At 69.4% G+C, this 9486-nt stretch carries 19 protein-coding genes and 1 tRNA gene; 18 read left to right on the top strand and 2 right to left on the bottom strand.

The window, feature by feature from the left end:
* The first annotated feature begins 1 nt into the window (after position 1).
* From MNOD_RS19955 to MNOD_RS19925, 7 genes are read left to right on the top strand one after another with little or no spacing between them, the layout of a single operon-like run.
* Complete coding sequence (locus tag MNOD_RS19955; protein WP_015930760.1) at positions 2-391, top strand: hypothetical protein; 390 nt, start codon at positions 2-4, stop codon at positions 389-391.
* Positions 391-1365, top strand: coding sequence for a PD-(D/E)XK nuclease family protein (locus tag MNOD_RS19950; RefSeq protein WP_015930759.1), 975 nt, complete (start codon positions 391-393; stop codon positions 1363-1365). Before MNOD_RS19955 ends, MNOD_RS19950 begins: the two co-directional genes overlap by 1 nt.
* On the top strand, positions 1362-2303 hold the full coding sequence (locus MNOD_RS19945) for an AAA family ATPase (protein ID WP_015930758.1): 942 nt from the start codon (positions 1362-1364) through the stop codon (positions 2301-2303). The genes MNOD_RS19950 and MNOD_RS19945 overlap by 4 nt, the downstream gene beginning before the upstream one ends.
* Complete coding sequence (locus MNOD_RS41610) at positions 2303-2656, top strand: helix-turn-helix domain-containing protein (protein ID WP_015930757.1); 354 nt, start codon at positions 2303-2305, stop codon at positions 2654-2656. The genes MNOD_RS19945 and MNOD_RS41610 overlap by 1 nt, the downstream gene beginning before the upstream one ends.
* On the top strand, positions 2653-3072 hold the full coding sequence (locus tag MNOD_RS19935; RefSeq protein WP_015930756.1) for a hypothetical protein: 420 nt from the start codon (positions 2653-2655) through the stop codon (positions 3070-3072). The genes MNOD_RS41610 and MNOD_RS19935 overlap by 4 nt, the downstream gene beginning before the upstream one ends.
* Positions 3072-3269, top strand: coding sequence for a hypothetical protein (locus tag MNOD_RS19930; protein WP_015930755.1), 198 nt, complete (start codon positions 3072-3074; stop codon positions 3267-3269). Before MNOD_RS19935 ends, MNOD_RS19930 begins: the two co-directional genes overlap by 1 nt.
* Positions 3269-3679, top strand: coding sequence for a hypothetical protein (locus tag MNOD_RS19925; protein ID WP_015930754.1), 411 nt, complete (start codon positions 3269-3271; stop codon positions 3677-3679). Before MNOD_RS19930 ends, MNOD_RS19925 begins: the two co-directional genes overlap by 1 nt.
* A gap of 44 nt (positions 3680-3723) precedes the next feature.
* Here the strand turns inward: MNOD_RS19925 and MNOD_RS19920 are convergent, their stop codons facing one another.
* Positions 3724-3975 (bottom strand): hypothetical protein, encoded by a 252-nt coding sequence (locus MNOD_RS19920; protein WP_015930753.1) that lies wholly within the window; start codon positions 3973-3975, stop codon positions 3724-3726.
* Between the two features lie 514 nt (positions 3976-4489).
* Here MNOD_RS19920 and MNOD_RS19915 point away from each other — a divergent pair.
* The 10 genes from MNOD_RS19915 to MNOD_RS19880 are packed head-to-tail and all read left to right on the top strand — an operon-like array spanning position 4490 to position 8239.
* Positions 4490-4765: a hypothetical protein gene (locus MNOD_RS19915; protein WP_015930751.1), complete on the top strand. Its 276-nt coding sequence runs from the start codon at positions 4490-4492 to the stop codon at positions 4763-4765.
* Positions 4758-4913 carry a hypothetical protein gene (locus tag MNOD_RS48160; RefSeq protein WP_015930750.1) on the top strand — a complete coding sequence of 52 codons (156 nt, stop codon included), beginning with the start codon at positions 4758-4760 and terminating at the stop codon, positions 4911-4913. Before MNOD_RS19915 ends, MNOD_RS48160 begins: the two co-directional genes overlap by 8 nt.
* A 2-nt stretch (positions 4914-4915) precedes the next feature.
* Positions 4916-5389 carry a hypothetical protein gene (locus MNOD_RS19910; RefSeq protein WP_015930749.1) on the top strand — a complete coding sequence of 158 codons (474 nt, stop codon included), beginning with the start codon at positions 4916-4918 and terminating at the stop codon, positions 5387-5389.
* Positions 5386-5826: a hypothetical protein gene (locus tag MNOD_RS19905; protein WP_015930748.1), complete on the top strand. Its 441-nt coding sequence runs from the start codon at positions 5386-5388 to the stop codon at positions 5824-5826. Before MNOD_RS19910 ends, MNOD_RS19905 begins: the two co-directional genes overlap by 4 nt.
* Before the next feature lie 11 nt (positions 5827-5837).
* Positions 5838-6266 (top strand): hypothetical protein, encoded by a 429-nt coding sequence (locus MNOD_RS19900; protein ID WP_015930747.1) that lies wholly within the window; start codon positions 5838-5840, stop codon positions 6264-6266.
* On the top strand, positions 6259-7119 hold the full coding sequence (locus tag MNOD_RS19895) for a phage Gp37/Gp68 family protein (protein ID WP_015930746.1): 861 nt from the start codon (positions 6259-6261) through the stop codon (positions 7117-7119). Before MNOD_RS19900 ends, MNOD_RS19895 begins: the two co-directional genes overlap by 8 nt.
* Positions 7112-7363, top strand: a complete 252-nt coding sequence (locus MNOD_RS19890) for a hypothetical protein (RefSeq protein WP_015930745.1) — start codon at positions 7112-7114, stop codon at positions 7361-7363. The genes MNOD_RS19895 and MNOD_RS19890 overlap by 8 nt, the downstream gene beginning before the upstream one ends.
* A complete protein-coding gene (locus MNOD_RS19885) occupies positions 7353-7799 on the top strand; it encodes a hypothetical protein (protein WP_015930744.1) in 447 nt (148 codons plus the stop codon). The genes MNOD_RS19890 and MNOD_RS19885 overlap by 11 nt, the downstream gene beginning before the upstream one ends.
* A complete protein-coding gene (locus tag MNOD_RS48155) occupies positions 7796-7957 on the top strand; it encodes a hypothetical protein (protein ID WP_015930743.1) in 162 nt (53 codons plus the stop codon). Before MNOD_RS19885 ends, MNOD_RS48155 begins: the two co-directional genes overlap by 4 nt.
* A 3-nt stretch (positions 7958-7960) precedes the next feature.
* On the top strand, positions 7961-8239 hold the full coding sequence (locus MNOD_RS19880) for a helix-turn-helix domain-containing protein (RefSeq protein WP_015930742.1): 279 nt from the start codon (positions 7961-7963) through the stop codon (positions 8237-8239).
* A 171-nt stretch (positions 8240-8410) separates the two neighbouring features.
* Here the strand turns inward: MNOD_RS19880 and MNOD_RS19875 are convergent.
* Positions 8411-8486, bottom strand: a tRNA-Glu gene (locus MNOD_RS19875).
* A 118-nt stretch (positions 8487-8604) separates the two neighbouring features.
* Here MNOD_RS19875 and MNOD_RS19870 point away from each other — a divergent pair.
* Entirely contained in the window at positions 8605-9384 is a 780-nt protein-coding gene (locus tag MNOD_RS19870) for a TrmH family RNA methyltransferase (protein WP_015930741.1), read from the top strand.
* Positions 9385-9486: the final 102 nt, after the last annotated feature.

Raw genomic sequence — 9486 nt, 5'->3', positions numbered from 1 at the left:
CATGCCGATTCCTGCCGACCAGACGCTTGTGCGCGGGGACGTGATCCTCGTGCGGGCCGTGGTGGAGTTCGCAGGTCACAACGACCCGAACCTGATCTTCGCGAAGGTCGAGGGGTATGGCGAGGACGTCATGGCACGCCGTGAGTCCGCCGACCTCGCCGAAACGCTGATTGCCGTCGGCGATGAGGTCACCCTGGCGGATGCCGAGGGCGAGGAAGACCTCCGCGGCATCGTCCGGGCGCTCGACGGCGAGGACGTCTGGGTGCGCTGGAGCTCCGCCCTCGCTGCGGCGCCGGTCGTGGATCGCTGCCTGCTGATGCGCACCCGCACCGCCGATGAGGTCGCCGCGGCCGCGCGCGCCTCCAGCCCCTTCCTGGAGGCGGCCGAGTGATGGACATCCGCCCCCACTCCGCGGGCCGCGTGCCCGGGCCCGGCCTTTTCCACATGCCGGCCGAGATCTACCACGACGATCCAGCGCCCGAGCCGAGCCTGAGCTCGTCGATCGCAGACCTCCTCATCCACCGCAGCCCGCGCCACGCATGGCTCGCCCATCCGCGGTTCGGCTCGGACGGAATTGAGCGAGATCCGACCCGCGCGAAGGAAATCGGCACTGCGGCCCACAAGCTGATCCTCGGGCGTGGCACCGGCCTCGTCGTCATCGATGCCGACGATTACCGCACGGCCAAGGCGAAGGCCGAACGCGCCGACGCCTACGCGGACGGGCTCTGCCCGATCCTCGCGCCCGACCTCGCCCAGGCCGAGGCGATGGCGCAGGCCGTGACCGCGCAGCTCGCCGAGATCCCGGACTGTGAGGGCTTCGCCGACGCGCCGTCCGAGGTCGTCGCGGTGGTGCGCGACCCGACCGGGGCGTGGGTCCGGATCATGATGGACCGCGTCGAGTTCCGCGCGAACCGGGTCATCATCTGGGACGTCAAGACGGGTGACCAGCCGGCCGCGCCGCAGGGCCTCGGGCGGCGCGTCGAGGCAATGGGCATGGAGGTGCAGGCCGCCCTCTACGTCCGCGCGCTCGCGACGCTGTTCCCGCGGTTCGCGGGCCGGGTGAGCTTCCGCTGGCTGTTCGTCGAGAACGAGGCGCCGCAGCACGCCATCGCGGTGGCGGAGGCCGACAACGTCGGCATGGGCATCGGCGCCCGGAAGGTCAGCGCTGCGCTCCACCTCTGGAACCGCTGCCGCGCGACAAAGACGTGGCCGGGCTACCCGGCGCAGATCCTTCGCGTCGAATACCCGGAGTGGGCCGCGAACCGCTGGACCGAGCGGGAGGAGGCGGACCCGACCCTCGCCGGGGTGTCCTACGACATCACGCAGAGCCCGTGGCGCCCCGTCGACATGGGAGATGCCGCGTGAGCTTCACCTTCGCTCCCGCCGTCCGCGAGCAGGTCTCGCTCCTCATCGCCCTGGCTGGCGCCAGTGGCAGCGGCAAGACCAAGAGCGCGCTGCGCCTCGCCGAGGGGATCTCGCCGTCCGGCAAGATCGCCTTCATCGATACGGAGGCCCGGCGCGGCCTCCACTACGCCGACCAGCACCGCTTCCTGCATGCCGACATGCGCCCGCCGTTCCGGCCCGAGCGCTTCGTCGAGGGCATCCGCGCGGCCGAGGTCGCCGGCGCCGAGGTCGTGATCCTCGACAGCTTCAGCCACGAATACGACGGCGAGGGCGGGATCATGGATTGGGCCGACGACCTCGCCGAGACGGGCGTGAAGTCGCCCGGCAACTGGAAGGAGCCCAAGCTCGCGCACAAGCGCATGATGGGCGCGCTGCTCCAGTGCCGCGCCACGCTGATCTTCTGCCTGCGCGCCGACGAGAAGATCGAGATCGTCCGCGAGGGCGGGCGCACACAGGTCCGCCCGCTCGGCTGGATGCCGATCTGCGAGAAGCGGTTCATGTACGAGATGACGGCGAGCTTCACGCTCTCGCCGGACACGCCCGGCAAGCCGCGCTTCGACTTGCCGCACAAGGTGCAGGAGCAGCACCGGGGCTTCTTCCCGCAGGGTCAGCCCATCGACGAGGCGTGCGGGCAGAAGCTCGCGGCGTGGGCGCGGGGCGGGACGCCCTCACCGGCCCTCGCGCCTCCGCCGAGCCAGCCTGAAGCGAGCGAACCGAAGCTGTTCGGCGTCGCCCGCGAGAAGGCCCGGGCCGGCCGCGAGGCCTTCGAGGATTGGCGCGAGCGCCTGACCGACCGCCAGCGCGACGGCCTTCAGCCCATCGCTGCGGAGCTCGAGCGCCTCCTCGATGACGCCGATGCGCGCGCCGACGACCGCCACCTTCAGCCCGAGGACGCCTGATGCAGCCCATCATCATGACCACGGCCACGGCTCCGCGCTCGCTCGGCGAGCGCATCCAGCGCCGCCGCCGCAGGCTGGGCATCCTGCAGTCCGAGCTCGCGCGGGCCATCGGCTACGGGCCGGGGGCGATCTCCCGGTTCGAGCGGGGCCACCGGGTGCCGAAAGAGGTGCTGCCGCGGCTCGCGGCCGCGCTGCAGGTCGATGTCGGCGACCTGCTCGCGGATGCCGCGGCCATCGAGCCGTCGCGCGAGGAGCGCGAGCTGCTGCGGGCCTACCGCGCGCTGCCCGACAGCGGGCAGGCCGAAATCCGCAGCCTGATGGCCGCCATTGCTGCCGGGAGGGTGGCGCGATGATCGATCCTGCCATCGCCGACCTGCGCGAATTCGACTGGCCCAGCCTTGCCGCCGCCCGCATGGAGGCCGACGGCAAAAGCGGGGTGCTCGCTCAAGCCGTGGACTGGCAGGCGAGCCTCGTCGGCGCCTTCCCGGGCACTCACCGCAAGTCCCGACAGGTGATCGCGCATGTGCGGGCGCAGCGGGACGACCTGCGCCGGCTCCAGGTGCTGGCCGAGATCTTCGAGCGGCACGGCGAGCAGCTCGTCCCGATCGTCGAGGCGCTGGAGGCGGGCCGGGAGGTCGTGGTCCGGCAGAGCCGGGCGGCGGAGCTGGTCCGCTGCAGCGCACCGGTGCTGGCGCACTGGCCGGCGATGCGGCGGCCCGGGACGGTGATGGGGCCGGTCGTGGTCGCGATGGCAGCGGAGGTGCGGTGATGCGCTCCGACCTCGTCGACCTCACCGTGCGCCTGCACCACGAGACCAATCGTGCCGTCCTCGTCTCGACGGACGGCGACCGCGAGAAGGCGGTCTGGATCCCGAAATCCGCCTGCGAGATCGAGCCGGACGCGGGGCAGGCCACCCACACCCTGAGCCTGCCCGAGCGGGTCGCTGTCGAGAAGGGGCTGGTGTGATGGCCCGCGAGCGCCTGCCCAACCGCCGCGAGCACGAGGTCTTCGACTTCGTGTTCTCCCGCGGCCCGCACGATCCGGTCGGCACCCGCTACACCGCCGGCCTCGGCTGGGCCGCCCCCGGCGCGCCCGTCACCGAGATCTTTCTCGACTGCGACAAGCTGGCCTCCGCGATGACCGACGACGCGCGCGACATCGCCGTCATCCTGTCGATCGCGCTCCAGCACGGCGTGCCGCTCGCGCCAATCCGCGCCGCTCTGACGAAGCTGGAGAGCGGCGAGCCGGCGGGCCTCGCCGGCCGGCTCCTGGCCGAGATCGAGGCGCGGGCGCCGGAAGCGTTCGAGCCGCGGCCTGGCGACCCTGGCGGCCACGCGCCGGCTCCTGTGGTGGCGGATGTGGAGGCCGCGCGATGACCCGGCCCCTCGTGGTCGACAGCTTCGCGGGCGATCTATTCCGTCTAATGCACCGCGAAGTTCTTAACGTCATAGATTTCGTACAGGATCGGCATCATTCGGCGGATCGCGTCGACAGCCGTGTTCGCCTCGTCACCGGCTTGCGCATCCACATCGATAACGAACGAAGGCAAAACCGTTACGTCGGTGCGTGGCCCGATCCGAATGCCTTTGATATGCTCGCCGCCAGGAACGCGGCGAATGTGCTGCAAGAGAATATCAGCGATTTCGGTTCGCGTCTTCGACTTGCGCTTCATGTAGATCCGCCCCTGCGCCGCGGGCGTATGCCTCGTGGGTGCCCGGCCGTCCCTTACATTTGTCAAAGGGAAGCGGCATGACCTCCGCCCGCCTCACAGACCTGTGCGCAGCCGGCACGAGCCTAGTCGTCTTTCACATCGTAAACCTGGAACATTGTGTGCGCCAGCTGGCGGATCACCTCAATAAGAAGCTGATAATCCGCCTCGTCGCCATTCTCGAAACACAGAATGACACCAGGATCTTCATTACATTCGGTGGACGCAATAAGTCGAAAATATCTTATGTTTTCGCTGCCCGGAACGTTGCGAACAATGTGAATGATCGCTTTCTCTATATGGCTTCGAGTCCTTGTCAAACGCTGCATGAGTCTGACCCTGGCCCGCTGATAAACTTACCTCCACCTTGGCTAGCGACCTACTGCTCATTGGTGGTGTGAGACCGTGACCGCCGCCCTCTCCCGTCTTACCCCGCCCTCAGGGCGCCCCGATCCCTCATCCGCAGGAGCGTGATGCCGTGACCATCAAGAACGTGATCGCGCACGTCGAGTGCGACCGCTGCCGGAAGGACTTCACGGTCCGGATGGAGACCGGCGATGCGATCCCCAAAGGCTGGGATCTGATGGACCTCGCCACCGACGCGGTGCGCGGCGGGGAGATCTACCTCGCGCCGCGGGAGACCGTGACCTTCGACGGCTGCTCCGTCGCTGGTGAAGGCTCAGACCTCGAACATCTGTGCCCAGCCTGCACCCAGGCCGAAGATGCCAAGCAGGCGGAGGCGGAGCATGCCTGACCGCCTCTCCCTCTTCGATCTCATCAGCATCGCTGCCGCGGCCGTCGAGCTGTTGATCACTGCCGTCTGGCGGATGCCGGCGGCGGTGATGGCCGACATCGCAGGCTTCTTCGGCCCGGGCCCGGCCTTCTCGTTTGTGGGAGCGTGACCTTGTCCCGTCGCATCTACGTCGCCTCGTCCTGGCGCAATCCGAAGCAGCCGGCGGTCGTCGCCGCGCTGCGCGCGGCGGGCCACGAGGTCTACGACTTCCGCAACCCCTTCAATGGCGTGCCGGGCTTCGCGTGGTCGGAGATCGACCCGAATTGGGAGGCATGGTCGGCCGCGGAGTACCGGCGCCTGCTGACCACGCACCCGATCGCCGCCCGCGGTTTCGTCAGCGATCTGCGGGGCATGCAGTGGGCCGACACCTGCGTCCTCGTTCTGCCCTGCGGGCGCAGCGCACACCTGGAAGCCGGCTGGTTCTGCGGTCAGGGCAAGCGCTGCCTGATCCTCACCCAGGATGGCGAGGAGCCCGAGCTGATGGCGCTCCTCGCCACTGACATCTGCATCTCGCTCGAGGAGGTGCTGCAGCGGCTCGCGGGCGGTCCAGGCCCGCTCGCCATGGCTGCGGAGTTGAGGCCATGACGACCGAGACCCAAGCCGCGGCCGCGGCCGGCCCGGCCTTCCCCCGCTTCGACGGCGCCGATGTGTGGGTCACCCTCACCAACGAGGAGAAGGCCGAGATCGGCGCTATCGCGATCGAGCTCGTCGTCACCCGGCGACTGTGGCAGCGCGTCTATGAGGATGGACTGGGCGACATCATCCAGCGCGCTGCGGGCGCTGCGCTCCAGCTGCTGCCGCATCTCCTCGACCAAGCCGTGTCTGACGTGCTGCCGGACGGCGCGCTGGAGGCCGAGGACGGCATCACACCGCGCGTCCCGTCGCTCCTCGGCGGGATCTGCCGCGACTGCGGCTGCACCCAGGAGGACGCCTGCCCGGGCGGCTGCGGCTGGGCCGGCGAGGACCAGTGCAGCACCTGCGCGGCCGAGAACGCCCCGGCTGCCGCTCATCCCGAACTCTGACGGGGGCCGTCGTGGCGACCATCTTCGATCGCGAGATCGCGATCCGCAATCCGCAGCAGATCGACATGGAGAAAGTCTGGCACGCCTTGCGCGGGTCACCCAATGGTCTTCGGCAGAAGGGCCTGATGGTCGCGGTCCACAACGACTATCGGCTGGACGGCCAAACCAAGACTTTCTGGCTGATGACCTGGGACACTGGCCAGCGGGACAGCTTCGGCCGCCAGATCATCCGCTCATTCAAGGGCGAGGGCGCCACCGACGCCGAGGCCCTGGACCAGATCCGGGCGGAGTTCGCCGCGGTCACCGACAATCACAAGCACGCCCCGCTCTGCCCAGCCAACCACTTCCACGGCGCTCGCGCGCCGACGGGCCCATGCACCTGCGGCGCGGTGCAGCTCGGCGTCTTCATGCACGGCGCCCGGGAAAACGATCATGGCTGAAAACACCAAGATCGAATGGTGCCACCACACCTTCAATCCGTGGGTGGGCTGCACTCGCCTCAGCCCGGCGTGTGACCACTGCTACGCCGAGGCCTGGGCCAAGCGCACCGGACAGGCGCACCTCTGGACCGGCGAGCGCCGCCGGACCAGCGCCTCGAACTGGCAGCAGCCCTTGAAGTGGGACCGCGCCGCGGCCGCGGCCGGCGAGCGGCACCGGGTCTTCTGCGCCTCGCTGGCCGACTTCTTCGACAACCAGGTGCCGAGCCGCTGGCGCGACGACGCTTGGCACTTGATCAGCCAGACCCCGCAGCTCGATTGGATGCTGCTGACGAAGCGCCCGCAGAACATCGCCAAGATGCTGCCGGGCCCGGCGACCGGCGCGCCGGCCTGGGGCGAGGGCTGGCCGAACGTCTGGCTCGGCACGACGATCGAGGACCGCGCCCGGCTGCGGAACCCCGACGCGCTGAGGACCGTGCCGGCGCGGGTGAGGTTCCTGTCCTGCGAGCCGCTGCTCGAGGATCTCGGTGAGATTGACCTCACCGGCATCCACCTCGTGATCGTCGGCGGCGAGAGCGGCCCGGGCGCGCGGCCTATGCGAGCGGAGTGGGCGCGATCCATCCGCGACCAGTGCATCGCAGCGGGCGTCGCCTATCACTTCAAGCAGCACGGCGACTGGATCGACGTCGACCAACTGCGCCACCTCGACGGCTGGACGGGCGGGCCCGGGTTCGGGCGCTTCGACCACTGCCGCTACGACCAAGACGCCGAATGCCTGCGGATCGGCAAGGCCGCCGCCGGCCGCCTCCTCGACGGCCGCACCTGGGACGAGATGCCGGAGGTGCGCCATGCATAGCCCGCGCACCCGGCGTCACTCGGCCCAGCATGACGATCACTGCGTCCTGACCTTCGACGGCATCAACTGGCGCATCGCCAAGATGTGCGGCCTCGACAGGATCGTCCTCATCAGCCTGGACGGTCAGAACATGACACTGTTCGACCTCTCGGCGGCGGATCTGCCGGTTTATTGCGCGATGGCGGCGGCCTGGCTCGAGCCGGACATGGCGATCGACAATGCGGAGGTGAGCCATGTCGGTTGATCCCGCCCGCGCCGCCTACGAGGCGCGCTTTGCCAACATGACGCTCGGGCCGCGCGGTGCCGCCCCGGCTTGGGACGACCTCCCGCCCGAGGGCCGGGCGGTGTGGCAGCGGGTGGCGGAGGCCGCCCGGCAAGGCCAACTGACCGTCGCCGAGCACAAGAAGCTCGTCGCGGCCACGGAGGCGGCTTTCGCTGCGCTCAGAACGGAGCACCAGGAGGCGCTGTGCGATCTGGGCGACCGAGTGGACGAGATCGTCCGCCTGCGCGAGGCGCTAAAGCCCTTCGTGGCGTACGCCCGCTACGCGCTGGCCGACGGCTTCGAAGGCGAGATCGGCGAAGTCATCGTGGACGGCCTGCGTCGCAGCATCAGCATGCAGGATCTGCGCCGAGCAGCCGAGGTCTATGGCGCCGCATCTGCTCAGGAGGGCGGCCGGTGAGCACCTTCGACGCCATCCTGCTCGGCAGCACCGCCCTGGCCATCCTGTTCGCCTTCACGCACTACGGCTGGCGGGCCGTGCACTGGCTGGGCTGCGCCATCGGCCTGATCGGGCTCGCGCTGGCGAGCCTCGGACGCAACAACGAAGAGAGGAGGTGAGCCATGCGCAGGGCTGAGCGCATCCCCGGCCAGAACGAGACACCGGCACAGGAGCGATCCGTGAAGCGCCGATCCGAGCCGCGGCGGCCCGCAGACCCCCTCGCCTATCGCGTCGATGATGCGGCTGCCGCGATCGGTGTCAGCCGCTCCAAGGTCTGGGAGCTGATCGCGCGTGGAGAGATCGTCGCCCGGAAGCTCGACGGATCGACCATCATCCTGCGCGACGATCTCCAGACCTATCTCGACGGCTTGCCAGAGACCGGGGCGCCCGCCTCGATGTAGGCGCCCCAATCATCCATCAGCCGGCGACGCTTCGTGCGTGCGTCGCCGCGGCGGTCGTTGGAGCCACACCTGACACGCGTCTGTCCGTGGATGTCCACCACCGCCCAGGGGCGTATATTCGACCGATATTCGACGAATGATCCGCGCCGCCTGCTAAGTTATTGAAATTGCTGGCGCGCCCTACGGGACTCGAACCCGTGTTTTCGCCGTGAAAGGGCGACGTCCTAGACCGCTAGACGAAGGGCGCTCGCGCGGTGGGGACCCTATAGTGACCTTCGCTGCCGCGGGCAACTGGATTGATGGGGTTGACGCGGTCGGCGGCCTGCGTCTTGTCGGCTCGCCGCAGGGCGGCGGGAGACGAGCGAATGATGACGAAGCGGACGGCGCCCCGGGATCGGCGGCACCGGAGCGGAGCGGACCGGAGAGCGGCACCGGCCGGGGATGACCGGATCATCCTCTATGGATGGCATCCGGTGACGGAGGCGCTGCGTAATCCGGGGCGCGGCCTGCATCGGCTGCTCGCCACCGAGAACGCGCTGGCGCGACTTGCCGCGGAACTGGGCGAGCTGCGCATCGTCCCGCAGATGGTCCGGCCGGGCGAGATTTCGGCCCTCGTCGGTCCGGATGCCGTGCATCAGGGCCTCTATCTCGAAGCCGAGCCGCTCCGGGCCCCAGCCTTCGATACGCTGCCGCCGGATGCGGTGCTGCTCGCCCTCGACCAGATCACCGATCCGCACAATGTCGGCGCGATCGTGCGGACGGCCGCCGCCTTCAACGTCACGGCCATCGTGACCACGGCGCGGCACTCTCCCGCCGCCACGGGCGTGCTCGCCAAATCGGCCTCGGGCGGGCTCGAACACGTGCCCTTCGTGACCGTGCGCAACCTCGCCGAGGCCCTGATCGACCTCGGCGAGCGCGGCTTCACCCGCATCGGCCTCGATTCCGAGGCACCGGTGCCCCTCGATCAGGTGACGCCGGCGCCCCCCCTCGTCATCGTGCTCGGGGCCGAGGGCAAGGGGCTGCGCCAGCGCACCAGGGAGTGCTGCGACGTGATGGCCCGGCTCGATTTCCCGGGCGCCATCAAGAGCCTCAACGTGTCGAACGCCGCGGCCATCACGCTCTACGCGCTGGCGCCGCGACGCTGACAGGCGCCGCGCTGGATCTTATACCACCGGCCCAAGATGCTGCCGCGCATGCTCACGCATCGGGCCGTTGATCCATCTCGAATTGTCGACACCAAGCCAGAG

The sequence above is a fragment of the Methylobacterium nodulans ORS 2060 genome, assembly GCF_000022085.1.
GTDB lineage: Bacteria > Pseudomonadota > Alphaproteobacteria > Rhizobiales > Beijerinckiaceae > Methylobacterium > Methylobacterium nodulans.
The sequence above is the reverse complement of the archived record's forward strand: the minus strand, read 5'-3'. Positions and strand labels throughout refer to the sequence as shown.